Origin of the sequence: Nonomuraea sp. NPDC050556 (assembly GCF_044457355.1) — a bacterium.
Classification (GTDB): Bacteria; Actinomycetota; Actinomycetes; order Streptosporangiales; family Streptosporangiaceae; genus Nonomuraea.
Window position 1 is genome coordinate 159,397 of the sequence record NZ_JBITGU010000002.1, and the last position, 24,905, is coordinate 184,301.

Consider the following 24,905-nt stretch of genomic DNA (forward strand, 5'->3'; position numbering starts at 1 on the left):
CCTCCTTCGTCGGTCTCATGACCCAAGGCGCTGTGCTTTTTGATGCCCTCACTTCGTTCGGTCATGCTGTCCACCAGGGGTCCGCAGCGGTCGAGCGGCTGATCAGGTGTGTCCGGCGCCGGACGAAGCGGGCGATCGACGCCTTGCCCATCCGCGAGCCGCCGAGTCCGGACTGCTTGAAGGAGTTCTTCTCCCCCTCGTGCACCAGCGCGGTGAGCGAGGCGTCGTTGACGCTGACCGCCCCTGCCTCCAGCCGTACGGCGACCGCCCTGGCGTCCTGCTCCGAGGCGGCGAAGACGGCGGCGGAGAGCCCGTACGGCGAGTCGTTCGCCAGCGTGACCGCCTCGTCCGCGCCGGAGACCGCCATGACGGGCAGGATCGGGCCGAACGTCTCCTCGGTCATCACCAGCATCGAGTGGTCGACGCCGGACAGGACCGTGGGGCGGCACCAGAGGCCGCCGCCGTGCTCCTCGATCTTGCCGCCGGTGTGCACGACCGCGCCGCGGGCCACCGCGTCGGCCAGGTGCCTGGCGATGACGTCGGCCTGGGCCGCGTCGATGATCGGGCCGATCGGGCCGCCCTCGCAGGTGAGGCCCACCCCGGCCGCCTTGTCGACCAGGATGCCCAGGAAGTCCTGGTAGGCGTCCTGTTCGACGTAGACGCGCTCGATCGACTGGCACGACTGGCCCGCGTTGGCCGTGCCGCCCCACAGGATCGCGGAAGCGGCCCTGGCGAGGTCGCTGCCGTCCAGCACGATCGCCGGGTCCTTGCCGCCGAGCTCCAGGAAGGCGGGGATGAACGCCCTGGCGGCCGCTTCCGCTACCTTCCGTCCTGTGGGAACGCTCCCGGTGAAGACGAGCGCGTCGACCAGCCCGACGAGGTCCGCGCCCGTCCGGCCGTCGCCCTCGACCACGCGCAGGGGCAGGTCGTCGGGGATGAGGCGCATGAGGGGCTCGATGAAGCGGGGGGTGACCTCGCTGGGCTTCACGATCACCGCGCAACCGGCGGCGAGGGCGGGGACGGCGTCGATGAGGCCGAGCAGCAGGGGGAAGTTCCACGGGCTGATCACCCCGACCAGCCCGTACGGCACGGCCTCGCCGCCGATCACGATGCCGGGCATGGAGGCGGGCTCGTCGGGGGGCGGGGCCAGCAGGGCGGGCGCCTGCCGTACCCAGCGGTCGATCATGGCGGCGACGATCTGACGTTCGAGCACGGACTCGCCGACCCTGCCCGTATCGGCGACCAGCGCCTCCAGCAGGTCCTCCGAGGAAGCGACAGCGGCCCCGAAGCGCGAAAGAGCGGCCAGCGGTGCGCGCGGCATGGCACGCAGCTCACCCGCCACCGTGGCGAGTTCTTCTCGGGAGAGAGGCGAGAGAGGGCGGCCCTGAGCACCCGTGAGGGGGTCGCGGAGAAAGGCCGTGGCACGCGGCGATGGAGGTGTCGTCATCAGGCGACGCGCTTCTCGTTGATGAGGGTGCGCTTGACGCAGACGCCGTCCTTGATCCACTGCCACGTCCGGCTCTTGTGCTCCCCGTCGTCACTCAGCACGATCAGCTCGAACAACCGCAGATCCTGGTCGTCGGCCTTGTAGGTCCAGCTCAGGTAGATCGTCGACGCGTCCGGCTCCCAGAACTCGCCCCTGATCCGCTCGGTGTCGAACCCGCACCGCCCGCCCCCCAGATACGTGCCGGGGAACTCGATGAGCTCCTCGCGCCCGTCGTCCCAGGTGTAGCGGTTGACCTGGTGGTAGGTCGTGCCGTCCACGATCGTGCAGGTCAGGTGCGACCGGTGCCTGTCGATCACGTTGCCGTCGGCGTCGGTGTGGAGGTAGACCCCCTCCCACTGGCCCTCCGCGCGGGCGAGGACGGGCATGTCTTCACGTAGCCCCATGGGTCACCTCGGGGTTCAGGGCTTGCGCGCCACCCCGGCCAGCGCGAGCTGGAGCACGGGGTGGTCGTCGAGCACGGCCAGTTCCGGGTCCGGTCGCCATTCGGGCACCGGGACGAGTCCGGGTTCGACCAGGTCGAGCCCGGTGAAGAAGCGGGAGATCTCCTCGTAGGTGCGGTAGCGGCTGCGCTCCAGCGCCTGCAGCGCGGCGCTCTGCTCGTCGCCGCGGTCGAACAGGTGGTGGACGAAGACGTAGCTGCCGGGCGCCAGCGCGGACACGAGCTTGGCCGTGGGGCTCCAGGGGTCGTCCTGGATGTGGTGCAGGATCCCGCACAGGATGAGGCCGACCGGCTCGCTCAGGTCGATGTGGCCGTCCAGTGAGGTCAGCAGGGCGGCGGGCTCGTTCAGGTCGCCCTCGACGACCAGGGTGTCGTCGTCGGTGGCGAGCAGCGCTCTGGCGTGGCTGAGCACGATCGGGTCGTTGTCGACGTAGGCCACGCGCACACCCTGGGCGACCGACCTGGCCACCTGGTGCACGTTGTCCGCGGTGGGCAGGCCGGTGCCGATGTCGACGAGCTGCCTGAGCCCGACCTCGCGCACCAGGAACCTGACCACCCTGCCGAGCACGGCGCGCTGCGCCTGGACGCCGAGGTGGGCGCCGGGCATCCTGGCCTTGATCCGCTCGCCGGCCTCGCGGTCGATCGCGAAGTTGTCCTTCCCGCCGAGCAGGTAGTCGTAGACCCGTGCCGAACTGGCCTTGGTGAGGTCGAGCCCTCGCGGAGGCCAGTCGTCGTCGTGGGACCGGGACACAGAACCCCCAGAGCGCGCCGTTAGATCATTACCGACAATAGTGGCTCATATCCCCGTCAGGCGTGGGAAACCGAAGACGTGAGGGCATGTTCCACCAGGCGGATCAGCGTGCTCTTCACCGACTCGCGCGACCGCGCGTCCAGGCGGACGATCGGGATGCCCGGGTTGAGGGTGAGCGCCTCCCTGACGTCCTCCTCGCCGTGCGCGAAGTCGCCGTCCCACCCGTTGACGCCCACGACGAAGGGCAGCTTGGCCTCTTCGAAGTAGTCGATCGCCGGGAAGCTGTCGGCCAGGCGGCGCGTGTCCACCAGCACGACAGCGCCGATCGCGCCGCGCACCAGGTCGTCCCACATGAACCAGAAGCGGTGCTGACCCGGCGTGCCGAACAGGTAGAGGATCAGGTCGCGGTCCAGCGACACGCGGCCGAAGTCCATCGCGACCGTGGTCGTGGTCTTGTTCGGCGTGAGGGAGAGGTCGTCGACGCCCGCCGAGGCGTCCGTCATCACCGCCTCCGTCGTCAGGGGGAGGATCTCCGACACCGCACCCACGAACGTCGTCTTGCCGACGCCGAACCCGCCCGCGACGACGATCTTCGTCGAGGTGAGCCCGCCGCCACTAGAGCCTGCGAAGTCCACTGAGCACCCTTTCGAGCAAGTTGAGGTCCGGCTTGCCCTCGTCCAGCTGAGGCTGGTGCACGCGGATCAGGCCCTCGGACGCCATGTCAGCGATCAGCACGCGAACGACTCCGAGCGGCTGGCGTAACAGGGCGGAGATCTCCGCGACCGACCGGACGTTCCTGGTCAGCCTAATGATCGCCTGATACTCCGGACTAAGTAGGGATAAATCTTCATGTTCCGATGTGATGGACGACACAAGGGCCTCCATCGCGAACTTCATCCGGGGCGCCGTCCGCCCTCCGGTCACGGCGTATGGCCGCACCAGAGAGCTCGGCTTCTGCCCCCGCGCAGCCGCCGGGTGCGGCGGAGTGTTATCACCAGCCCAACCCTGACCTGACACCATCGTCTCCCGTCGTCACCCCACTAGCGGGGGCGAGCCGCCTGCAGTTCAGCGCGTACGGCAGGCGTGAGCACCTGCCCCGCACGCTCCACGAGCAGCGTCATCTGGTAGGCCACCAGGCCCATGTCGCAGTCAGGAGCGGCGAGCACGGCCAGGCAGGACCCGTCGCTGATCGACATGATCATCAAGAGCCCCCGCTGCATCTCGATGACGGTCTGCGAAACCTGACCGCCCTCGAAGACCCGCGCGGCGCCCTGCGTCAGGCTGATCACTCCCGAGGCGACAGCCGCCAGCTGGTCGGCTCTATCCTTGGGGAAACCTTCCGAGAAGGCCAGGGGCAGACCGTCCGACGAGACCACCACCGTGTGCGCGACACCGGGGACGTTGTTGACGAAGTCAGTGATCAGCCAGCTGATGCCACGCGCGCCCTGGCTCAGTTCTCTCATTGCTCCTCCATAGGTTCTTCATCTCCGCGGGTGAACGCACGGCCCTGCCGTACTCCCTGCTGGAAGCTCGTGAGCCTGCTCCTGAGCCGGTCGGGTGAGACCGGAGGGGCGGGCGGCGGCGGCGAGGCCGCGCTGAGGTCGCCAGCGGTGCCCGGCACCAGGTTGGCCTTGGGCACCCGCCTGGGCAGCCCGGAGGACGTCACGCCGCCCATGACCGGGTCGGCGGCGGCCGAGGCCGCCTGCCAGCCCGCGTCGGCCGGCGAGGCCCACAGGTCCGTCTTGGGAGCCTCAGGCTCCTGCATGGACGCGGCGGGCCTGCGCTGCGGCAGCGGCATGCGCTCCGTCGAGGCGACGGGCTCGGCCGAAGCGGCGGGCGCGGGCGAAGGAGCGGGCGCGGGAGCGGCGGCGGGCGGCGGGGTGGGCGGCTGCGACTTCAGCGGGTCGGGGTCCGGCCTGCGGAACCAGTCGGAGCCGACCGCGGAGAAGATCGGCAGATACTCCTCCTTGGCCTCCTCGAACGGCGAGTCCACGACGGCGGGCAGCGGGCCGGTCAGCTCGTGCGCGCTGTAGTCGGTGCTGGCGAACGCGTCGAAGGTGCTCGACGGCGTCGAGGGAGCCGCAGGCTGGGACGACCAGCTGCTCTCCCAGCTCGACTCGTCCACGACCGGCGGCGGCACCGCCACGTCGCCGAACGACGCGAACGAGTTGTACGTCGGCTGCTCGGTGTAGGTCGGCTCGCTCCGGTACGGGAGCGGGTCGTTGTAGGAGGCGGGCTGCTCGCCGTACACCGGCTGCTCGCCGAAGGACGGCCAGCTCCCCTGGCTGCCGGGCGGCGGCAGGGAGCCGGGCCACGGCGTGTTCACCGGCGGCCCGTCGAACCCGCGCACGTCCTGGGTGTCCGTGCCGTACGGCGCGGCCATGGCGGGCGCGTCGAAGGAGGAGGAGAAGCTCTCGAACGGGTTGTGCCGGTCGGGAGCAGGGGCGGACACCGGCGCGACGAGCGACGGCGGCAGCAGCACCAGCGCGCTGAGCCCGCCGGTCTCCCGCATGCGCAGCTGCACCCTGATGCCGTGGCGCAGCGCCAGGCGGCCGACCACGAACAGGCCCATGCGGCGGGACACGGAGACGTCCACGACGGGCGGGTTGGCCAGGCGCCAGTTGGCCTGCTCCAGCTCCTCGCCCTGCATGCCGATGCCCAGGTCGCTGATCGTCACCAGCACGCCGCCCTCGGCCGCGGTGCTGGTCACGACGACCTTGCTCTCGCGCGGCGAGAAGGAGATGGCGTTCTCGATGAGCTCGGCCAGCAGGTGGACGGCGTCGGTGACGGCCGGGCCGACGACCGAGACGGTCGAGGGGATCTGGATGTTGACCCGCTCGTAGTTCTCGACCTCCGACAGCGAGGCGCGGGCGATGTCGACCAGCGGCACCGGCTCGCTCCACTTGCGCGCCGCCTCCTGACCGGCGAGGACCAGGAGGTTCTCGGAGTTGCGCCGCATGCGGGTGGCCAGGTGGTCGAGGCGGAACAGGTTGCTGAGCCGGCTCTCGTCCTCCTCGCCCTGCTCCAGACCCTCGATGAGCTGGAGCTGGCGCTCGACGAGCGTCTGCGACCTGCGCGAGAGGTTGACGAACATGGCGTTGACGTTGGCACGCAGCTTGGCCTCGTCACCGGCCAGCCGTACGGCTTCGCGGTGGACCTCGTCGAAGGCGCGGGCGACTTCCCCGATCTCGTCCCTGGTGTTGACGCCGATGGACGGCACGGGCGGCACGGACGCCGCGTCGCCGGACTCCCGCAGCAGGCGGACGGTCTCGGGCAGCCGGGCGCCGGCGACCTCCAGGGCCTCGGCGCGCAGCCTGCGCAGGGGGCGGACCAGCGAACCGGCCACGCGGGTGGTGATGATCAGCACGAGGAGCAGCAGGGCGAGGATGACGCCGCCGGAGATGTAGGCGCTGCGCTCCTCGGTGTCGCTCAACTCGCGGGACTTGGCCACGATCGAGGTGGCCAGGCCCTCCTCGACCTCGCGCATGGCGTCGACGGTCCTGGTGGTGGAGTCGAACCAGAGCGTCAGGTCGCGCTTGGTGGTGTTGTCCAGGTCCTTGATGACCTGGTACTGGCGCAGCTGGGCCAGGGCGCGCTGGCGCATGGCGTCGGCGCGGTCGACGGACTGGCCGCGTACCGTCTTGGCGTACTGCGCGGCCTCCTTGGCCGAGGCCTCCTGGTCGAAGGTGGCCAGCTCGGTCTGCTGGCGGTTCCACGAGCCCAGGAAGTCGGACAGGTCGTCGTAGTCGAGGCGGCGCTCGACGAGGGCGACGACGAGGATGACCTGCTGCCGGGAAACCTCCTCCTTGGCCCTGTGGAGGGCGGCGAAGGCGGCGGCGTCACCGAGGAGCTGGTCGTCGTCACCGACGGTGCCCAGCTCGTCCTGGAGGCCTTCCAGGACGTCGATGAGGCTGGAGTAGGTGCGCACGGCGGCTCGGGCGGGCACGCTCGGGCCGGTGATCGAGCCGCGCAGCCCGTCGAGGCCCTTCAGCCACCGGGTCATCTGCTCGACCTCGTGCTGCACGCGGGGGCCGTAGGCGACGTCGATCTTGGAGGCGAGGTCGAGGACCTTCGCCTTGTCGCCGTTGACGACCTCGCGCTGCTGCTTCAGCTGCGTGAGCCGCCCGGCGCGCCGGTGGTCGGCGATGTACCACGCGGTGAGGGACCGTTCCTTGCCGAGCTCGTGCGAGAGCCCGCCGAGTCGCTGGACCAGCTCGGCCACCTGGGTCAGGCGGCGGTACTCCGCGCTCGTCCCGACGGCGTCGGCCAGCTGGATGCCGGCGAGTAACACGCCGACGATCGTCGGGATGAGGATGAGCGCCACCAGGCGCGAGCGCACGCGCCAGTTCCCCAGCTGGAACCGTCCACCTGTGTACTCCCCTGGCCCCTCCGAACGCTGGGCATGCCTGGGGTTCTCTGTCCTCACTTGCTTACGCAACCTCTCGCCAACGTGCTCCGAAGAACTCGAAAATCTGACACGCATGTGGCGCATGGGGTTCCGCGGGCGTGGGTAATTGGAACACAACCCGTACCAGATCGGCCAACCGAACATTCCCCATCAAATGCGACTTAACGTGTCATTTGGTCGCATTTCGCCGTGCTCATTTCAGGCTGGACGGAAGGAGTCACGCTCCTCCGACACGGCATGTTTGATCATGAGATGGCGGGTCACCGAGTACTCCTGGACCGCCTCCTGACTCATGTCCTTGCCGAATCCGCTGCCCTTGACGCCGCCGTGCGGCGCCTCGCTGGCGATGGGCAGATGGTCGTTGACCCAGGTCACACCCACATCGAGGCGGTGCGAGACGCGCATGGCCCGAGCGACGTCGCGCGACCAGACCGAGGAGGCCAGGCCGTACGGAGTGTCGTTGGCGAGCCGCACCGCCTCGTCCTCCCCGTCGAACGGGAGGACGACGAGCACCGGTCCGAAAAGTTCTCCCTGGACGATCTCGCTCTCCTGGCGTGCACCGGCGATCAGCGTGGGCTGGTAATAGAAGCCAGGCCCGTCGATCGGCGCGCCACCGAAGATCACTTCAGCGCCGGCGCGCGTCACGAAGCCGTGCACCCGGTCCCGGTGCGCGGCCGAGATCAGCGGCCCGATGTCCGTGGTGGGGTCCCACGGGTCGCCGACCTTGATTCCTGACAGACTAGCGCGAAAGGCGTCAAGTGCGTCAGTGTAAATCGAGCGGTCCACGTAGACGCGGGTGGCCGCCGTGCAGTCCTGGCCGGTGTTGTACGTCGCGCCCATCGTGATGCCGCGCGCCGCCTCGGCCAGGTCGGCGTCGGCGAACAGCAGCGCCGGCGCCTTGCCGCCCAGCTCCAGGTGCACCCGCTTGAGCGACTGCGCCGCCCCGCTCATCACCGCGCGGCCTGTCGCGGTCGAGCCGGTGACGCTGACCATGTCCACGCCCGGGTCGGTGACCAGGGCCTCGCCGACCTCGGCGTCGCCGAGCACCACCTGGACGAGGCCCTCGGGGGCGCCCGCCTTGGCGATCAGCTCGGCCAGCCGGAGCGTGGTGCGCGGCGTCTGCGGGGCCGGCTTGATGACCACGGCGTTGCCCGCCGCGATCGCCGGTCCCAGCTTCCAGACGGCCATGACGAAGGGGAAGTTCCACGGCGCGATCGACCCGACCACCCCGACGGGCCTGCGCAGCAGCACCGAGGTGTAACCGGCGCTGAACACCCCGGCGCCGGAGCCGTCCGTCGAGCGGGCGGCTCCGGCGAAGAAGCGGATGTTGTCCGCGGCGAAGGGCAGCTCGCCGTCCCTGAAGACGGCGGCGGGCTTGCCCGTCTCCTCGACCTCCAGCCGGGTCAGCTCCTCGGCGTCGGCCTCCACGAGGTCGGCCAGGCGCAGCAGCACCCTGGCCCGCTCGGCCGGGGTGGTCTGCGACCACTCCTGGAAGGCCTGACGGGCTCGGCGTACGGCTGCCGCCACACCCTCGACGGGCGTGTCGGCGAGCTCGGCGAAGGCCTGGCCGGTCGCCGGGTTGATCAGTTGACGCATGATGTGGTTCCCCCCACGGGAAGTGCTAGAGCTGCTCGATGAGGTCGGCCGCCCTGCGCAGGCCGTCCCGCTCGCGGATCTCGGCGCCGGCGGCGTCCAGGCGCGCGCGCAGCTCGGTGTCGCCGAGCAGGCGCTCGACCGCGCCCTTCAGCTCGTCGTCGGTGAAGGTGTAGGTCGACAGGCGCACGCCGTAGCCGAGCTCGTCGACGCGCTGGGCGTTGTCGTACTGGTCCCAGAAGAGCGGCAGCAGGATCATCGGCTTGCCGAAGTGCAGCGCCTCGGTGGTGGTGTTGTTGCCGCCGTGCGTGATCACCAGGTCGACCAGTGGGATGATCTTCGTCTGCGGCAGGAACTCCGCGCCCCACATGTTCTCCGCCAGCTTGATCTCGGCGTGCAGCGGACCCTTGGAGACGATGAACTGGTGCTCCGTCGTGCCCAGCACGTCGATGACGCGCTGCATGAGCTCCACGTCGGAGGAGCCGAGCGAGCCGAGCGAGAAGTACACCAGCCCGGCGCCCTCCTTGCGCTCGAAGGGCAGCTCGAAGGCGTCGTCGGTCTCGCGCACCGAGGAGTCGAGACGGCTCCACGACGGGCCAAGCGGGCGGGCCTCGGTGTAGTCGAGGATCTCGGGGTAGACGTAGAGGTTCAGGTCGCCCTCGTGGATGAAGTCGAGGTCGGGCAGCGGCTCGGTGCCCTGCTCGACGCACCACTCGTTGAAGGCGGTCCAGACCTCGCGGTGGGTGCGGTCGTACTCGGCGCGGAAGGCGTCCCACTCGCCGCGGTGGTCGGCGGGCAGACCCGAGAAGACCGGCGCGATGTCGTCGCCGCGCACCTCCAGCGGGTTGCAGGAGACGATGCGGACGAACTTGGCGCCGCTGGTGAGCAGCGCGGGGAAGGTGATGACGTTGTCCTCGACGATGACGTCCGGCTTCACCCGCTCGATGATCGCCTTGAGCTGCGGCTCGCAGTACTTCACGCCGTCGATCAGGGAGTCCCAGATCGGCTTGGTGACGGTCGCGAGCTGCTCCAGCGTGGTCTTGCGGTACTCCGGAGCGGTCTCGCGGATGAAGTCCTTCCAGAACTGGCCCGGGTCCTGCTCCTCGTCCGCGCCCTCGGCGGGCGGCGCGAGGTCGACGAGGTCCTCCTCGAAGCCGAGCGCCTCGAGCTTGCCCTTCCACGACGCTTCAGCAGCGAAGACGACGCGGTGGCCGCGGCGGCGCAGCACGTCGCCGATGCCGATGCTGTTGTTCGTCGGCCCGTAGGCGCTTTCCGGCATGAACAGGATGGTGAGTGACATCTTTACTCCGGGGGGACGTTCAGTCTGAATGGCGATTCAAATACTCATCTAGCGCAATGGTCAACTTCAGGGCACTATGGTCAACGGCCAATTGACGGGGGGTGAAGGTGACACAGCGAAAGAGCCGGATCGATCGGCGTATCGACCTGATCGAGGCAGCGCGCCGGGCGATCATCCGGCACGGCATCGACGGCGTCCAGCTCACGCACGTGGCCGAGGAGGCGGGCCTGACCTCCGGCGCGGTGCTCTACCACTACCCCGACATCAGCGAGCTCCTGGTCGAGGCGCAGCAGGCCGGGATGGAGCGCTTCTACGAGCAGCGCATGCGCCAGATCGGCGCCATCGGCGACCCGGCGGAGAAGCTGGTCAGGACCATCCGCTCCGGCCTGCCCACCGGGCCGGCCGACCCCGAGGTGCGGCTGCTCAACGAGCTGGGCGGGGCCGCGGGGCGCAACAGGATGTACGGCCTGCTGCTCACCACGCTCTACGACCGCCAGGTGTCGATGTACCAGTCGATCCTGGACACCGGCGCGGCGCTCGGGGTGTTCACCCTGGCAGCGGACTCCCTGTCGATCTCGCGCAACCTGGTGGCCCTGGAGGACGCGTACGGCTACCGCATCACCGCCAGGCACCCGGTGATCGGCCCGGCCGAGGCGGCCGAGCTGATCCTCTCCTACGCCCGCACCGTGACGGGCTGCGACCTTCACTGATCCCTCGCGACGAGGACCGCGTCCTGCGTGTCCCAGCTGAGGACGACCTTCTCCCCAGGCTCGACCCTGCTGGCGCCCTGGACGGCCACCAGGACCGGCTTGGGCTGCCTGGGCACCTCGACCGAGATGTGCGAGATGCCGCCGTAGAAGCTGACGTCGACCACGGTGCCCTTGAGCCCGCGCTCGCCGTCCGCCGCCAGCCTGACCTTCTCTGGGCGTACGGCCAGCAGGGCAGAGGTGCCCTCCCGCACGTCGCCCGTGGCGGGGAGCATGCCGAACAGCTCGGACTTCAGCGATCCCGAGCCGCTCGCCGTACCCTCGAACAGGTTGTTGGCGCCGACGAAGTCGGCGACGAACGGGGTGCGCGGCCGCTCGTAGAGGGCGATCGGCGCGTCCACCTGGCAGACCCGGCCGCTGTCGAACACCGCGATGCGGTCGGCCAGCGACATGGCCTCCTCCTGGTCGTGGGTGACCACGACGAAGGTGATGCCGACCTCGTGCTGCAGCCGCTTGAGCTCCAGCTGCATGCCCGCGCGGACCTTCTTGTCGAGCGCGGACAGCGGCTCGTCGAGGAGCAGCAGGCGGGGGCGCTTGACGATCGCGCGGGCCAGGGCCACGCGCTGGCGCTGGCCGCCGGACAGCTGGGTGGGCTTGCGCGAGCCGTGCGCCGACAGGCCCACGGTCTCCAGCACCTCGCCGACGCGGCGCTTGATCTCGCCGCGGTCCAACCGCTCCTGCTCCAGGCCGTAGGCGACGTTCTTGGCGACCGACATGTGCGGGAAGAGCGCGTAGGACTGGAACATCAGGTTGATCGGCCGCCGGTTGGGCGCCTTGGACAGCAGGTCGTCGCCGTCGAGCGTGACCGAGCCGCCGTCCGGGGTCTCGAACCCGGCCAGGATGCGCAGCAACGTCGTCTTGCCGCAGCCGGAGGGGCCCAGGAGGGCGAAGAACTCGCCCTGCCTGATCTCCAGCGACACCTCGTCGAGCGCCGTGACGTCGCCGAACCTGCGGCTGACCTTCTCAATCGCCAGCACGGCTGTTCTCCGTCCTATTGGTCGAGTCCGTTTCACCTTGCACCTTGAGGTCTGTACAGGGTTCTCCAGGTGTCCGGTTCAACTACCTCTCCCCGATCTTCGTTATACGCTGCCCGACGATCACAGCCGTGAAGCTGATCAGGAGGAGCACCGAGGCAAGGGCGTTGACCTCGGGCTTCACCCCGACGCGGAGCATGGAGTAGATGACGACCGGCAAGGTCTGCTCGACCGGGCCGATCGTGAAGTAGGCGATCACGTACTCGTCGATGGAGAGCGTGAACGCCAGCAGCGCCCCGGCGATGATGCCCGGCGCGAGCTGCGGAAGCGTGATCCTCATGAAGGTGCGCACGGCTCCGGCGCCCAGGTCGCGCGACGCCTCCTCCAGCGAGGGGTCGGCGTGCGTGAGCCTGGTGCGCACCACGGCGGCCACGAACGCCATCGAGAAGACCGCGTGCGACAACATCACCGACCAGGTGCCGAGCGTGACCTTGAACAGGCTGTAGAAGATCAGCAGCCCGATGCCGATCACCAGGTCGGGCAGGATCGCCGGCATCAGCGCGATGGCGTCGAGGATCTTGGACCTGGTGTAGCGGGCCAGCCCGACGGCCAGCAGCGTGCCGAGGACCGTGGCGATCACCGTGGAGCCGGCCGCGACGATGGCGGTGTTGACCAGGCCCTCGCGGATGCGCTCGTTCTCCGACAGCACGCCGTACCACTTGAAGCTGAAGCCCTTGTACACGTACGGCGAGGAGCCCGCGTTGAACGACATCACCACGAGCACGACGATCGGGATGTACAGGAAGGCGTAGGTCAGCCAGAACGGGATGAGACGCAACCTATGCACGGCGCGCCACCCGGGACTGGACCACCAGCAGCACGAGCAGCACCAGGATCAGCGCGAGCGCCAGCGTCGCGCCGAAGGGGAAGTCGCGCTCCTTGAGGAAGGCGTTGTTGATCAGGTTGCCGACCATGATGCTGCGGCCGCCGCCGAGCAGGTCGGGGATGACGAAGTTGGCGAAGCTCGGCACGAACACGAACAGGGACCCGGTCATCACCCCCGGCAGCGTCAGCGGGAAGGTGACGCGGCGGAACGTGGTGAACCCGGAGGCCCCCAGGTTGGCCGAGGCCTCGTGCAGTTGCGGGTCGAGGCGGTCGATCGCGCTGTAGAGGGGCAGCACCATGAGCGGCAGGTAGGAGTAGAGCAGGCCGGTGACGATCGCGCCCTGGTTGTAGAGCAGCTCCAGCTCGGTGCCGAACAGCGAGTTGATCAGCCCGGGGCCACTCATGAGGATCGTCAGCGCGTAGATGCGGATGATGAAGCTCGTCCAGAACGGCAGCACGATCGCGATCAGCGCGACCGTCTTCCACCTGCGCGGCAACCGCGCGATCACGTACGCCGTCGGGTAGCCGACCAGCAGCGCGAGCAGCGTGGTGATCGTGGCGATCTTCAGCGAGCTGACGACGACGTCGAGGTAGAGCGGGTCGAAGAGGCGGGCGAAGTTCTCGGTGGTGAACTCGTAGACGATCCCGCCGAAGCGGCCGCGCTGCAGCACCGTGTAGAAGAGCAGCATCCCCAGGGGCACGAGCATGAGGGCGGTCAGGTAGACCAGGCCCGGCCCCAGAAACGCCGAAGCGGCGAGCGCCCGTGCGCGCCCGCCGGCCTTGGTGCGCCCCGCCCCGCGCCGGGTGGGCGCGGGGCGGAGGTCCGTCTGGGTCATTGCTGCGCCGCGACCTCGGCCGACAGGCGGGAGTACTTCTTGGAAGCCTCACCCAGGTCGATGATCGACTCACCCTGCAGGAGGTCGGCCGGGGTGATGCCGAGCAGCGAGCCCTCGGTCACCTTCACCTTGTCCATGGCGGCCTTGTTCGGCACCTTGTAGCCGATGTTCTCCGCCGCCCAGCTGTGGATCTCCGGGCTCAGGATGTAGTTGATCAGGGCGTGGGCGGCCTCCTTGTTCTTGGAGGTCTTCATGATCACCATGGTGTCCACCCAGAGGTCGCTGCCCTCCTTCGGCACGGCCCAGCCGATGTTCTTCTCGGAGGTGGGGCACCAGCCGTCCCAGGCCTCGACCATGACGGCCTCGCCGGTCTTCAGCTTCTCGCCGAACGTGGTGTCGTCGTAGCCGAGCAGGTGCGGCTTGGCCTTGACCAGCAGCTCCTTGGCCTTGGCGATCTCCTCGTCCTTGTCGGTGTTGACCGAGTAGCCGAGCATCTTCAGGGCGGGCAGGGCCAGCCAGCGCTCGGTGGTCATCATCGTGACCTTCTTCTCGGCCTCGGCCGGCGGGCTGAGGATGTCGTTCCAGCTCGTCGGGGCCGTCTTGAGGAGGTCCTTGCGGTAGCAGATGCCCGTCGTGCCCCAGGTGTAGGGGACGGAGAACTTGTTGCCCTTGTCGTAGGACAGCTGGGTGGCCTCGGGGTAGAGGTTGGCCAGGTTCGGGATCAGCTCGGGGTGGATCGGCTCCAGCAGGCCCTGCTGGGCCAGCGCCTGGGCGTACTGGCCGGAGACGAACGCGACGTCGATGCCGCTGTCGGCGGAGGCCGTCAGCTTGGCGATCGCCTTCTCGTTGGTCTCGTGCAGACCGATCTTGATGTCCGAGATCTTCAGCGCCGCCTTGGCCTTCTCGGCCAGCTCCTTGGGCGTGTAACCGTCCCAGACCGTGATGTTCACGCTCTGCTTGGACAGGTCGGCCTGGGCGTTGAGCTGCGCGGCTGCGGTCTGCGCCGGCGCGGCGCCGGTCGACGACTCGCCACCACCGCATGCCGCTGCGGCGAGCGCGAGACCGGCCACCGCGACGGCGGCCGGAAGACGACGGGTGAACCGGGTACGGAACACGGCCGCTACTCCTTCTGGAATTCCGATGTGGGGGGTCTTCGCAGCCATCCGGGCACGGCAGACCAAGGTAGGAGTGTTGCAGCATGCATCAACATGAGCAAGACTTTTCCGGACATTCCCACCTGGAAGTTTGATCTGGCTCTTGAACGCGAATTCAATTTGGCAGCGGTTGCTGTCTCTGGGTGAGAATCCCCTTACCGAACGCGGCCTCGCGTCCGGGCTGGTCGGCGCGCTCTCCGGCGACGTGCCGCCGCCGTTCGCCGTGCGACTCTTCCAGCCGCTCCCGACCTTCGAGGGGTACGGCGAGCGGACGTTCGACGTCGACCAGACGAACCACTCGGTGGTCGTGGACGAGCGCGTCGTGGTCAAGTGGCTCACGCCGCCGCCGCCCATGCCCCAGCCGGCGCCCGAGGTCTTCGCCCACCTCACCTCGGCGGGCTTCCACGAGACGGCTCCGCCGTACGCCGCGCTCACGCGCGCCGCACCGGACGGGACCGAGCTCCTGCTCGCCCTGGTGACGGGGTATCTTCCCGGGGCCAGGGACGGGTGGGAGTGGTGCGTCGACGAGGCAGAGGCGGGCAGGACCGCCTTCGCGACGGACCTCGGCCACCTGGCCGCCAACCTACACGCCGCACTGTCCACTTTCCCAGTCGCGGGTGCCTCTACGGACGATCTCTTCACAAGGGCGGAAGGTGCACTGAGGGAAGCCCTCGAACTCACGGACGGCGAGGACGGAGAGTGGCTGGCCTCTCGTGAGGAGACCTTGCGCCAGGAGTTCCTGCCGCTGACAACAGGCGCCCGGAATGTCATCAGGATCCACGGTGACTTCCACGTCGGCCAGATCCTCCAGTGGGACGGTGGCTACGCGGTCATCGACTTCGACGGCAACCCCACCGTCTCCGGGAGCCAGCTCGTCCAGCCAGCCGCCAGAGACGTAGCCCAGCTGACCACCAGCCTCGAACACGTCGCCCAGGTGGCGATCAGACGCCGCGGCACCCCACCGGCCGAAGCGGCCCGCTGGGCGGCCGAGGCCAAAGCCAACCTCCTGGCCGCCTACGGCCCGCTCGACCCAGCCCTGCTCCGCCCGTTCGAGGTCGAGCAGGAGTGCAGGGAGCTCATCTACGCCGCCCGCCACCTGCCCCGCTGGCGCTACGCCCCGATGGGCGTGCTCAGAAAGGACTACCTGTGAACCCCGACCTGTTCCTCGCCGACCTGGAGGCCAAGCCGTCCGCGCTGGAGGACCTGGCCGCCTACCTGGAGACCGACCCGTTCCAGGCGCTCCCCGACGGCATCAGGCGGGTGGTCTTCCTCGGCATGGGCAGCTCGCGCTACGCCGCCAACGTGGCCGCGCTCCGCCTGCGCGCCAGGGGCTTCGACGCCTACGCCGAGTACGGCTCGGCCCGCGCAGCCTTCCCCCAGAGCGAGGGCACCCTGGTCGTGCCCATCTCCGCGACCGGCGGCAGCCTGGAGACCCTCGACGCCGCCGCCCGCTACAGCGACGTCGTCGCGATCACCAACCGGCCCGGCTCGAAGATCGCCGAGGGCGCCCGGCTCGTGGTGCCGATGATGGCCGGCGAGGAGCGCGGCGGGGTGGCCTGCCGTACCTTCCAGCACACGCTGGCGCTGCTGCTCGCCCTGGAGGCGCACCTCACCGGCGCTCCCCTCCCTCCCGTACGGCAGGCGGCAGAGGCCACCCAGGACCTGCTCGACCGCCGGGGACAGTGGCTCGACCAGGCGCTCGACCTGCTGGACGGCCCGCACGGCGTGTACACGATCGCACCGGCGGAGCGGCTGTCGTCGGCCGAGCAGTCGGCGCTGATGTTCCGCGAGGGGCCGCGCAGGCAGGCGGACGCGTGCGAGTCAGGCGACTGGTCGCACGTGGACGTCTACCTGACCAAGACCTACGACTACCGCGCGATCCTCTTCCCGGGCTCGGCCTACGACGCCCAGGCCATGGACTGGATCACCCAGCGCGGCTCGACCGTCCTCACGGTGGGCGCCGAGGTGGCGGGCGCAAAGGGCGCGATCAGGTACCTGCACGACGGCGCGCGGGACGTGGCCCTGCTGACCGAGACGCTGGTCGCGGAGCTCGTGGCCGCCCACTGGTGGGGGGCTCAGTAGTAGGCGGTCGCCGTACGTGCCTTGAGCGCGTGCTCGACGAGCGTGATCAGGGTGAGCTTCACGGCGTCCCTGGAGCGGGCGTCCGTGCGGACGATCGGGATGTGCGGCGACAGGGTCAGTGCCTCACGCACCTCGTTCTCCATGTGCGGGAAGTGCCCGTTCCAGCCGTTGAGCCCGATGACGAACGGCAGCCGCGCCTCCTCGAAGTAGTCGATCGCCGGGAAGCTGTCGGCCAGCCGCCGCGTGTCCACCAGCACCACGGCGCCGATCGCGCCGCGCACCAGGTCGTCCCACATGAACCAGAACCGGTGCTGTCCTGGCGTGCCGAACAGGTAGAGGATCAGGTCGCGGTCCAGCGACACGCGGCCGAAGTCCATCGCGACCGTGGTGGTCGTCTTGCCCGGCGTCAGCGTGAGGTCGTCGACCCCGGCGGACGCGTCGGTCATCACCGCCTCCGTGGTCAGCGGCATGATCTCCGAGACCGCGCCCACGAAGGTCGTCTTGCCCACCCCGAACCCGCCCGCCACCACGATCTTGGTGGAGGTGAGCCCTGGGCTAGAGCCTGCGAAGTCCACTGAGCACCCTTTCAAGCAGGTTGGTGTCCGGCTGGCCAGAGTTCAGCTGAGGGTGGTAGACCCTTACGAGCCCCTCAGCCTCCATGTCGGCCACCAGCACCCTGGCCACTCCCAGCGGGATGGCCAGCAGTGCCGAGATCTCGGCCACCGACCTCACCTGCCTGCACAGCTCACTGATCGCACGGTGTTCGCGGGCGTAGGACATGCCCACGTGCCCCGACGTGGCCGAGGAGACGAGCGCCTCCATGGCCAGGTCGGTGCGCGGCGTCGTGCGGCCGCCCGTAACGGCGTACATCCGCACGAGCGAGGGACGCTCCTCCGGCGGTTCATGCCACGATCCCACGATCTACTCCCATCACCAGGGGCGCACGGACGACAACTCCGCCCGGACGGCCGGTGTGAGCACCTGCCCTGCGCGCTCAACGAGTACGGTCATCTGGTAGGCCACCAACCCCATGTCGCAGTCGGGCGCGGCTAGTACGGCGAGGCAGGACCCGTCGCTGATCGACATGACCAGCAGCAGTCCCCTCTGCATCTCCACGATGGTCTGCACGACGGTGCCGCCCTCGAAGACCCGCGCCGCCCCCTGGGTCAGGCTGATCAACCCGGCCGCGATGGCGGCGAGCTGGTCGGCCCTGTCCTTGGGGAAGCCGCGGGAGAAGGCCATCGGCAGCCCGTCGGTCGAGACGACGACGGCGTGCGCGACGCCGGGCACCTCCTCCACGAAGCCACTGACCAGCCAGTTCACATCCCTGGCCGCCTGGCTCAAATCTTTCATGACGGATCCTCCTCACGGCCGAGCTCCACGCGGCCCTTCCTGACACCCTGCTGGTAGCTCTCGAGGCGGCTGCGCAGGTGATCGGGGGAGACAGGGGGGCCAGGCGGCATCGGGGGCGGCTGCGCCGCCGTGCCCGGCACCAGGTTCGCCCTCGGCGTGCGTTTGGGCAGGCCCGACAGCGTCTGGCCCTCACGCGCCGGCTCGTTGACGGCCGCTGCCGCCTGCCAGCCGTTGTCGGCCACCGACGGCCAGGGGTCCTGCGCCGGCGCCGCCGGGGCCTTGGTGAACCAGCTGCTCGACTCCACCGACTCGAAGATCGGCAGGAACTCCTCCTGAGGGGGTTCCACACGCGGCATCGGGCGGGTGTGGTCGGGGTGGTCCAGCGAGGGAATGTCGACGGACGGCGGGCCGAACCACGAGGTCGACGTCTCGGTGGGGGCCGGCGTGCCGTACGAGGTGGGGGCCGGCGTGCCGTACGAGGCGGGGGCCGGCGTGCCGTACGAGGGGGGCGGGGCGTAGGCGGGAGGTGCTGTGGGCAGCGGCGTGCCGTACGACATCTGGGCGGGGACGGCGGCCACCTGCGGCACCGGGGCAGCGGGGGCCATGATCTGCACCAGGAGCTGCTCGGGCACGAGCACCATCGCGGTGAGGCCGCCCACGTCGCCCTTGCGTAACTGGACCCGGATGTTGTGCCGCAGCGCCAGGCGGCCGACCACGAACAGGCCCATGCGCCGGGAGACGGACACGTCCACGACCGGCGGGTTGGCCAGGCGCCAGTTGGCCTGCGCCAGCTCCTCGTGGTTCATGGCGATGCCCTGGTCGGCGACCGCGACCATCACGCCGCCGCCGTCGATGCGGCTGCTGGAGATGACGACCTTGGTGTCGTGGCGGGAGAACGACACCGCGTTCTCCACCAGCTCGGCCAGCAGGTGGACCACGTCGCTGACCGCCTGACCTGCGACGGCGACCTCCGACTGCATCTGGATGCTGACCCGGTCGTAGTTCTCCACCTCGCCGAGCGCGGCGCGGACGATGTCCATGAGCTCGACCGGCTCGCTCCACTTGCGCGCCGCCTCGGTGCCGGCGAGGACCAGGAGGTTCTCGCTGTTGCGCCGCATGCGGGTGGCCAGGTGGTCGAGCTTGAACAGGTCGCCGAGCTTGCCGTCGTCGCGCTCGCCGCGCTCCAGCCGCTCGATCAGGGTGAGCTGCCGCTCGACGAGCGTCTGCGACCTGCGGGAGAGGTTGACGAACATGGCGTTGACGTTGGAGCGCAGCTTGGCCTCGTCACCGGCCAGCCGTACGGCTTCGCGGTGGACCTCGTCGAAGGCGCGCGCCACCTCGCCGACCTCGTCGCGCGAGGAGATGCCGATGGGCGGCACCTCCGCCTCGACGGAGCCGTCGCGCGACTCGCGCAGCTTCTGCACGAAGTCGGGCAGCCTGCGCCCGGCCACCTCCAGCGCCTCGCTGCGCAGCCTCCGCAGCGGGCGGACCAGCGACCTGGCCACGCCTGTGGTGATCAGCAGGACGGCCACCAGCAGGGCGAGCACGGCGGCGGCGATCACGTAGGCGCGCTGGCGCTCGGCCGAGCTGAGCTCCTCGCTTCTGGTGACGATGCCGACCGACTGGCGCTGCTCGACCTTGCGCATCGCGTCGACGATGACGCCGCTGGCGGTGAACCACTCCCCCGCGTCGTCGTTCCTGGTGCGGTCGAGCCCGCGCAGCGGCGCTCCTGAGGAGACCCGGTCGAGGACCATCTCGCGCAGGAACAGCGCCTGGTCGGCGGCGCGCACGTTGACCGTCTCGTCGAACAGCTTGCGCTCGTCGGCCGTCGCCTCGTCGGCGAAGGCCTTGCGCTGGTTCTGCTCGTTGGAGACCTCGCCCAGGAAGCGCTTCAGCTGCTCCTGGTCGAAGCCGCCCGCGACGAGGGCGACGGTGAGCAGCGCCTGCTGGCGCGAGACGCTCTCCTTGGCCCTGGCCAGCGCGTCGAGCACGCGCGACTGGCGGAACAGCGCGTCGTCGTCGGTGCCCTTGCTCAGCTCGTCGTGGATCGACAGCAGGTCGCGGATGATCGTGGTGTAGAGCTCGACGGAGGCGGCGGGCAGCAGGTCCGACTTGAGCGCCTGCTCGCGCAGGTCGTCGAGGTCGTCGAGCCGGTTGATCATGGCTTCGATCTCGTCGGCGGTGCGGCCCTCGACGTCGTCGCCGAGCACCTTGGCGCTCTGCCGTACCCGGGCGACCGCGCCGTCCACGGCTTCCATCTGCTTCTGTACGGCGGGCAGCGCGCTCTCCGGCCGGCCGCGGGCGATGTAGGAGGAGGTGCGCGCCCGCTCGCCGGACAGCTCGTGGGTCAGCGCGCCGACCTCGCTGGAGAGCCTGGCGAGCTGGTTGGTCCTGCCGTAGTCGGCCGCGGCGCTGGTGGAGGTGAAGACCTGCACGCCGCCCAGAAGAACGGCGGCGGCGGTGGGAACGAGGATGAGAGCAACAAGACGCGCGCGGACACGCCAGTTACGCAGACGCCATCTGCTCTCGTCTGTGCTCACCGAACGCAACCTCTCGCCCGACAACGGCGCATATGAGACCCCTGGGAAAATCCAGCAAGTGCCGGTAATTGGAACACATCACTACCTGAACGGCCAATCGAACATAACGCGACAAAAGTAGGCTCGTGTGACTCAAGCACAGAGAAGCTGGGGCTCCAAATCCGCCGGAAATCAGATGAGAAACGGTTTCATGTCCCTTTTAGGGCCTTTGGTGCGTTCCAATGCCATAACACGCGAGAAGCGGACAGGTCTCCGGAAGGTCACGACATTGTGATTCGCACTATTCAGGCCATATGTTGAGCCCCGTCACGCCTACCTTCGACACCCTCGGACCGCACCAACTGCTTGGAGGAAGACAGTGGCAGCAGCCGAGCAGATTCTGGCTCACGACAGTGCGGCCATCCAGGTCAGCGGGCTGTGGAAGATCTTCGGCCCCACCGCGGACCGGGTGATGGGCTGCGACGACCGCTTCCTCCCCCCGGAAGAGCTCAGGCAGAAGACCGGATGCACCGGAGCGGTCAGAGACGTCAGCTTCGAGGTGCGTCCCGGCGAGGTCTTCGTCGTCATGGGACTGTCCGGCAGCGGCAAGTCCACCCTCGTGCGCTGCCTCACCCGGCTCATCGAACCCTCGGGCGGCGAGATCAGGATCGGCGACGAGGACGTCATCAAGGCCTCCCCCGCTCGCCTGCGCGCCCTGCGCCGCAACGAGGTCAGCATGGTCTTCCAGCACTTCGGCCTGCTGCCGCACCGCCGCGTCATCGACAACGTCGCCTACGGCCTGGAGATCCAGGGCATGGCCAAGGGACGCAGGCACGCCAAGGCGCGCGAGATCCTCTCCCTGGTCGGCCTCGAAGGACACGGCGACTCCTACCCCGACCAGCTGTCCGGCGGCATGCAGCAGCGCGTCGGCCTGGCCCGCGCCCTGGCCGTCGACCCCGGCGTGATGCTCTTCGACGAGCCGTTCAGCGCCCTCGACCCGCTGATCCGCCGCGACATGCAGGCCGAGATCTGCAGGCTGCACAGGGAGGTGGGAAAGACCATGGTCTTCATCACCCACGACCTGTCCGAGGCGCTCAGGGTGGGCGAGCGCATCGCCATCATGCGCGACGGCGCCATCGTGCAGCTCGGCACCCCGGAGGAGCTCGTGGGCGCCCCGGCCGACGACTACGTGGCCGACTTCGTCCGCGACGTGCCCAAGAGCCACGTCTTATCCCTGCGCTGGATCTGCCGCGAGCCCGAGGAGGGCGAGCACCTCGACGGGCCGGAACTGCCGGCGGACACCATCATCAAGGACGCGGTCCCGGCCGCCACCACCTCGGCCAGGCCGATCAGGGTCGTGGCTGACGGCAAGCTCGTGGGCGTCGTGGACAGGGTCGACATCCTCTCGGCGATGGCGGCATGACCACGACAGCCGCGCCGGTGACCGCCCCAGCATTCCGCCTGCCGCGCTGGGCAGCACCGGCGGGCATCGCCGTTGCCTTCGTCGCCGGGTACCTGGTCTTCCGCGGCACCGGGACGCTGCCGCACGACGACGACTCTGCGCAGTTCTCCGCGCTGACCGACGTGCGCGAGTGGGTGGACACCAACAAGAACTCCAGCCCGCTCTTCCTCTACTTCATCAACTACATCCGGCTGTTCATCGCCGCCGTCTTCGACGTCTTCCAGGCCGTGCTGCAGAGCCTGGGCTGGCCAGGCCTGATCGGCGTGATGGGCGGGCTCGGCTGGCTGGCCGGAGGGTGGCGCATCGGGCTGCTGGCCGTGGCCGGGTTCGGCTCGTTCGGCGTGCTGGGGTTGTGGAAGATGAGCGTGGACACGCTCGCCCTGGTCGGCGCGGCCGTCCTGCTGTCGCTGCTGATCGGGCTGCCGCTGGGCGTCTGGGCCGGGCGCTCGCCGCGGCTGCGCAGGGCGATCACGCCGGTGCTCGACTTCATGCAGATCATGCCGACGTTCGCCTACCTCGCGCCGATGGTGATGTTCTTCCAGATCGGCGCGCCCGCCGGTGCGGCGGCGACGATGATCTACTCGATCCCGCCCGCGATCCGCATCACCGCGCTGGCCATCGAGCAGGTGTCGCCCACCACCGTCGAGGCCTCCACCTCGATCGGCGCGACCCGCTGGCAGACGCTCTTCAAGGTCTACCTGCCACTGGCCAGGTCGACGATGCTGCTGGGCGTCAACCAGACGATCATGATGGCGCTGTCGATGGTGGTCATCGCCAACCTCATCGCCGCCCCCGGGCTGGGTTCCGACATCATCCGCGGCCTGTCGCAGGAGAACGTCGGCATCATGCTCCCCGCCGGCCTGGCCATCGTGGTCATGGCGGTGGTCCTGGACCGGATGACGACCGCCGCGGCCCGCGCCAGGCTGACCCGCCTTCGCCTGATCCCCGCCGTGGTGATCGCCGCCGCGGGGGTCGTCCTCACGTTCGTGCTCCCCGCCGACTTCCCGTGGAAGGTCAGCTTCGCCAAGCCGGTCAACGACGCCGTCGGGTGGGCGGAGACCAACTGGTACGGCGCCACCGAGGCGATCAAGAACGAGACCAGCGCCTGGCTGCTCAACCCGCTGCAGAACCTGCTCACCTCGGCCCCCTGGTGGCTGATCGCCGCCGCGGTCGTGGCCCTGGCCTGGTGGTGGAGCGGCGTACGGCGGGCCGCCACCGCCCTCGGCTGCCTGGCCGCGATCGCCGCGCTCGGCCTGTGGGAGCACAGCATGGAGACGCTGACCATGGTCATCGTCGCCGTCGCCGCCACGCTCGCCGTCGGGCTGCTCATGGGCATCGCGGCGGCCAGGTCCCCGCGCTACTCGGCGATCCAGCGCCCGCTGCTCGACGCGGCGCAGACGCTGCCCGCCTTCGTCTACCTGCTGCCCGCGCTCGCGCTGTTCGGCGCGACCAGGTTCACCGCCATCTTCGCCACCGTGATCTACGCGGTGCCGCCGGTGGTGCGCCTGGTCGAGGACGGCATCCGGGGCGTGCCCGCCACCGTGGTCGAGGCGGCCGAGTCCGCCGGGTCCACGCGCGGGCAGCTCCTGTGGAAGGTGCAGCTGCCGATGGCGCGCAAGGCCATCCTGCTGGCCGCCAACCAGGGCATCGTGATGACGCTGGCCATGGTGGTGCTCGGCGCGCTGGTCGGCGGCGGGGCCCTCGGATACGACGTCGTGGTCGGCTTCTCCCAGCGGCCCGACTTCGGCATGGGCTTCGCCGCGGGTGTGGCGATCGTCCTGCTCGGGATCATGCTCGACAGAATCACGCAAGGCCGCCCTGTGCGCCCTTCCCCCCACAAAAGAGGATCAGTATGAAGATTCGCCTGCTTGCAGGCCTTCTCGCTCTTGGATTGGCCGCCGGGTGCGGTGGCGCCAAGGTGGAGGACCCCACAGCGTCAGCTGCTGCTCCGCAGCCGAGCTCGTCAGGTTCCGCCGCCGCGGGCGGGACCGTCAAGATCGCGATCAACCCCTGGGTCGGCTATGCCGCCAGCGCCAACGTCGTGGCCTACCTCCTGAAGAAGGAGCTCGGCTACACCGTCGAGCTGCCGGAGATCAAGGAGCAGCTCTCCTGGGAGGGCTTCGAGAACGGCACCGTCGACGTCATCATCGAGAACTGGGGCCACCCGGACCTCAAGAAGAAGTTCATCGAGGAGAAGGGCGTCGCCGTCGAGGCCGGCTCGACCGGCAACATGGGCGTCATCGGCTGGTACGTGCCCAAGTGGATGTCCGAGAAGTACCCGGACATCGTCGACTCCAAGAACCTCAACAAGTACGCCGACCTGTTCAAGACCTCCGAGTCCGGCGACAAGGGCCAGCTGCTCGACGGCGACCCGTCCTACGTCACCAACGACGTGGCGCTGGTCAAGAACCTCGGGCTCAACTACAAGGTCGTCACCGGCGGCAGCGAGGCCGCGCTGATCAAGTCGGCCACGCAGGCGCAGGCGCAGAAGAAGCCGCTGCTGTTCTACTTCTGGGACCCGCACTGGCTGCACAACAAGGTCGAGCTGACCCGCATCAACCTGCCCAAGTGGACCGAGGGCTGCGACGCCGACCCCAAGAAGGTCAACTGCGACTACCCGGACATGGACCTCGACAAGATCGTGTCCAAGAAGTTCGCCGACACCGGCGGCAAGGCCTACGAGCTGGTCAAGAACTTCAAGTGGACCAACGAGGACCAGAACGCCGTCTCCGACGACATCACGAACAACGGCATGTCCGCCGAGGACGCCGCCAAGAAGTGGGTCGAGGCCAACACCGCCAAGTGGCAGGCCTGGATGCCCAAGTAACCCCATGACCGTGGCCCTCGCTGAAGGGGGCCACGGTCTCGGAGGACA

Annotated in this window: 23 protein-coding genes; 6 read left to right on the top strand and 17 right to left on the bottom strand. The window is 69.2% G+C overall.

Annotation, left to right across the window (positions count from 1 at the left end; genetic code table 11):
• Positions 1–61: 61 nt before the first annotated feature.
• The 9 genes from ACIBG8_RS18820 to ACIBG8_RS18860 form a co-directional block, all read right to left on the bottom strand.
• Complete coding sequence (locus ACIBG8_RS18820; protein WP_397344104.1) at positions 62–1,321, bottom strand: aldehyde dehydrogenase family protein; 1,260 nt, start codon at positions 1,319–1,321, stop codon at positions 62–64.
• Positions 1,322–1,446: 125 nt separating this feature from the next.
• Entirely contained in the window at positions 1,447–1,890 is a 444-nt protein-coding gene (locus tag ACIBG8_RS18825) for a hypothetical protein (RefSeq protein WP_397344105.1), read from the bottom strand.
• 15 nt (positions 1,891–1,905) lie between these two features.
• On the bottom strand, positions 1,906–2,697 hold the full coding sequence (locus ACIBG8_RS18830; RefSeq protein WP_397344106.1) for an SAM-dependent methyltransferase: 792 nt from the start codon (positions 2,695–2,697) through the stop codon (positions 1,906–1,908).
• Between the two features lie 56 nt (positions 2,698–2,753).
• Positions 2,754–3,332 carry a GTP-binding protein gene (locus tag ACIBG8_RS18835; RefSeq protein WP_397344107.1) on the bottom strand — a complete coding sequence of 193 codons (579 nt, stop codon included), beginning with the start codon at positions 3,330–3,332 and terminating at the stop codon, positions 2,754–2,756.
• Positions 3,313–3,717: a DUF742 domain-containing protein gene (locus ACIBG8_RS18840; RefSeq protein ID WP_397344108.1), complete on the bottom strand. Its 405-nt coding sequence runs from the start codon at positions 3,715–3,717 to the stop codon at positions 3,313–3,315. The genes ACIBG8_RS18835 and ACIBG8_RS18840 overlap by 20 nt, the downstream gene beginning before the upstream one ends.
• A 20-nt stretch (positions 3,718–3,737) precedes the next feature.
• Complete coding sequence (locus ACIBG8_RS18845; RefSeq protein ID WP_397344109.1) at positions 3,738–4,160, bottom strand: roadblock/LC7 domain-containing protein; 423 nt, start codon at positions 4,158–4,160, stop codon at positions 3,738–3,740.
• Entirely contained in the window at positions 4,157–7,036 is a 2,880-nt protein-coding gene (locus tag ACIBG8_RS18850; protein ID WP_397344110.1) for a nitrate- and nitrite sensing domain-containing protein, read from the bottom strand. Before ACIBG8_RS18850 ends, ACIBG8_RS18845 begins: the two co-directional genes overlap by 4 nt.
• A gap of 267 nt (positions 7,037–7,303) precedes the next feature.
• Positions 7,304–8,701, bottom strand: a complete 1,398-nt coding sequence (locus ACIBG8_RS18855; RefSeq protein ID WP_397344111.1) for an aminobutyraldehyde dehydrogenase — start codon at positions 8,699–8,701, stop codon at positions 7,304–7,306.
• Between the two features lie 25 nt (positions 8,702–8,726).
• The gene (locus ACIBG8_RS18860) at positions 8,727–9,998 is read right to left on the bottom strand and encodes a glycosyltransferase (RefSeq protein WP_397344112.1); all 1,272 of its coding nucleotides are present in this window, start codon (positions 9,996–9,998) and stop codon (positions 8,727–8,729) included.
• Between the two features lie 107 nt (positions 9,999–10,105).
• On the opposite strand from ACIBG8_RS18860, the gene ACIBG8_RS18865 reads away from it, so the two are divergent.
• Positions 10,106–10,708 (top strand): TetR/AcrR family transcriptional regulator, encoded by a 603-nt coding sequence (locus tag ACIBG8_RS18865; RefSeq protein WP_397344113.1) that lies wholly within the window; start codon positions 10,106–10,108, stop codon positions 10,706–10,708.
• Here ACIBG8_RS18865 and ACIBG8_RS18870 read toward each other — a convergent pair.
• From ACIBG8_RS18870 to ACIBG8_RS18885, 4 genes are all read right to left on the bottom strand, one after another.
• Complete coding sequence (locus ACIBG8_RS18870) at positions 10,702–11,742, bottom strand: ABC transporter ATP-binding protein (RefSeq protein WP_397344114.1); 1,041 nt, start codon at positions 11,740–11,742, stop codon at positions 10,702–10,704. The two genes, ACIBG8_RS18865 and ACIBG8_RS18870, sit on opposite strands and share 7 nt — an antisense overlap.
• An 82-nt stretch (positions 11,743–11,824) precedes the next feature.
• The gene (locus ACIBG8_RS18875; protein ID WP_397344115.1) at positions 11,825–12,586 is read right to left on the bottom strand and encodes an ABC transporter permease; all 762 of its coding nucleotides are present in this window, start codon (positions 12,584–12,586) and stop codon (positions 11,825–11,827) included.
• A complete protein-coding gene (locus tag ACIBG8_RS18880; RefSeq protein WP_397344116.1) occupies positions 12,579–13,460 on the bottom strand; it encodes an ABC transporter permease in 882 nt (293 codons plus the stop codon). The genes ACIBG8_RS18875 and ACIBG8_RS18880 overlap by 8 nt, the downstream gene beginning before the upstream one ends.
• Positions 13,457–14,575: a spermidine/putrescine ABC transporter substrate-binding protein gene (locus tag ACIBG8_RS18885; protein ID WP_397344117.1), complete on the bottom strand. Its 1,119-nt coding sequence runs from the start codon at positions 14,573–14,575 to the stop codon at positions 13,457–13,459. The genes ACIBG8_RS18880 and ACIBG8_RS18885 overlap by 4 nt, the downstream gene beginning before the upstream one ends.
• Before the next feature lie 169 nt (positions 14,576–14,744).
• On the opposite strand from ACIBG8_RS18885, the gene ACIBG8_RS18890 reads away from it, so the two are divergent.
• Positions 14,745–15,764, top strand: coding sequence for a phosphotransferase (locus ACIBG8_RS18890; protein ID WP_397344118.1), 1,020 nt, complete (start codon positions 14,745–14,747; stop codon positions 15,762–15,764).
• Complete coding sequence (locus ACIBG8_RS18895; RefSeq protein ID WP_397344119.1) at positions 15,761–16,696, top strand: SIS domain-containing protein; 936 nt, start codon at positions 15,761–15,763, stop codon at positions 16,694–16,696. The genes ACIBG8_RS18890 and ACIBG8_RS18895 overlap by 4 nt, the downstream gene beginning before the upstream one ends.
• Here the strand turns inward: ACIBG8_RS18895 and ACIBG8_RS18900 are convergent.
• From ACIBG8_RS18900 to ACIBG8_RS18915, 4 genes are read right to left on the bottom strand one after another with little or no spacing between them, the layout of a single operon-like run.
• Positions 16,690–17,271, bottom strand: coding sequence for a GTP-binding protein (locus tag ACIBG8_RS18900; RefSeq protein ID WP_397344120.1), 582 nt, complete (start codon positions 17,269–17,271; stop codon positions 16,690–16,692). The genes ACIBG8_RS18895 and ACIBG8_RS18900 overlap by 7 nt on opposite strands.
• Complete coding sequence (locus ACIBG8_RS18905) at positions 17,252–17,566, bottom strand: DUF742 domain-containing protein (RefSeq protein WP_397346140.1); 315 nt, start codon at positions 17,564–17,566, stop codon at positions 17,252–17,254. Before ACIBG8_RS18905 ends, ACIBG8_RS18900 begins: the two co-directional genes overlap by 20 nt.
• A 60-nt stretch (positions 17,567–17,626) precedes the next feature.
• Positions 17,627–18,049, bottom strand: a complete 423-nt coding sequence (locus tag ACIBG8_RS18910; RefSeq protein WP_397344122.1) for a roadblock/LC7 domain-containing protein — start codon at positions 18,047–18,049, stop codon at positions 17,627–17,629.
• Entirely contained in the window at positions 18,046–20,589 is a 2,544-nt protein-coding gene (locus tag ACIBG8_RS18915) for a nitrate- and nitrite sensing domain-containing protein (RefSeq protein ID WP_397344123.1), read from the bottom strand. The genes ACIBG8_RS18910 and ACIBG8_RS18915 overlap by 4 nt, the downstream gene beginning before the upstream one ends.
• Positions 20,590–21,040: 451 nt before the next feature.
• Between ACIBG8_RS18915 and ACIBG8_RS18920 the strand changes: the two genes are divergently transcribed.
• The 3 genes from ACIBG8_RS18920 to ACIBG8_RS18930 are packed head-to-tail and all read left to right on the top strand — an operon-like array spanning position 21,041 to position 24,857.
• Positions 21,041–21,991, top strand: coding sequence for a glycine betaine/L-proline ABC transporter ATP-binding protein (locus ACIBG8_RS18920; protein WP_397346141.1), 951 nt, complete (start codon positions 21,041–21,043; stop codon positions 21,989–21,991).
• Complete coding sequence (locus ACIBG8_RS18925) at positions 21,988–23,886, top strand: ABC transporter permease (RefSeq protein ID WP_397344124.1); 1,899 nt, start codon at positions 21,988–21,990, stop codon at positions 23,884–23,886. The genes ACIBG8_RS18920 and ACIBG8_RS18925 overlap by 4 nt, the downstream gene beginning before the upstream one ends.
• Complete coding sequence (locus ACIBG8_RS18930; RefSeq protein ID WP_397344125.1) at positions 23,883–24,857, top strand: ABC transporter substrate-binding protein; 975 nt, start codon at positions 23,883–23,885, stop codon at positions 24,855–24,857. Before ACIBG8_RS18925 ends, ACIBG8_RS18930 begins: the two co-directional genes overlap by 4 nt.
• Positions 24,858–24,905 lie beyond the last annotated feature (48 nt).

Coding starts and splice junctions, on each gene's coding strand:
- ACIBG8_RS18820 (WP_397344104.1), bottom strand. CDS start 1,321: ATGCCGCGCGCACCGCTGGCCGCTCTTTCGCGCTTCGGGGCCGCTGTC.
- ACIBG8_RS18825 (WP_397344105.1), bottom strand. CDS start 1,890: ATGGGGCTACGTGAAGACATGCCCGTCCTCGCCCGCGCGGAGGGCCAG.
- ACIBG8_RS18840 (WP_397344108.1), bottom strand. CDS start 3,717: ATGGTGTCAGGTCAGGGTTGGGCTGGTGATAACACTCCGCCGCACCCG.
- ACIBG8_RS18845 (WP_397344109.1), bottom strand. CDS start 4,160: ATGAGAGAACTGAGCCAGGGCGCGCGTGGCATCAGCTGGCTGATCACT.
- ACIBG8_RS18855 (WP_397344111.1), bottom strand. CDS start 8,701: ATGCGTCAACTGATCAACCCGGCGACCGGCCAGGCCTTCGCCGAGCTC.
- ACIBG8_RS18860 (WP_397344112.1), bottom strand. CDS start 9,998: ATGTCACTCACCATCCTGTTCATGCCGGAAAGCGCCTACGGGCCGACG.
- ACIBG8_RS18880 (WP_397344116.1), bottom strand. CDS start 13,460: ATGACCCAGACGGACCTCCGCCCCGCGCCCACCCGGCGCGGGGCGGGG.
- ACIBG8_RS18905 (WP_397346140.1), bottom strand. CDS start 17,566: ATGTACGCCGTTACGGGCGGCCGCACGACGCCGCGCACCGACCTGGCC.
- ACIBG8_RS18910 (WP_397344122.1), bottom strand. CDS start 18,049: ATGAAAGATTTGAGCCAGGCGGCCAGGGATGTGAACTGGCTGGTCAGT.
- ACIBG8_RS18920 (WP_397346141.1), top strand. CDS start 21,041: ATGGGCTGCGACGACCGCTTCCTCCCCCCGGAAGAGCTCAGGCAGAAG.
- ACIBG8_RS18925 (WP_397344124.1), top strand. CDS start 21,988: ATGACCACGACAGCCGCGCCGGTGACCGCCCCAGCATTCCGCCTGCCG.
- ACIBG8_RS18930 (WP_397344125.1), top strand. CDS start 23,883: ATGAAGATTCGCCTGCTTGCAGGCCTTCTCGCTCTTGGATTGGCCGCC.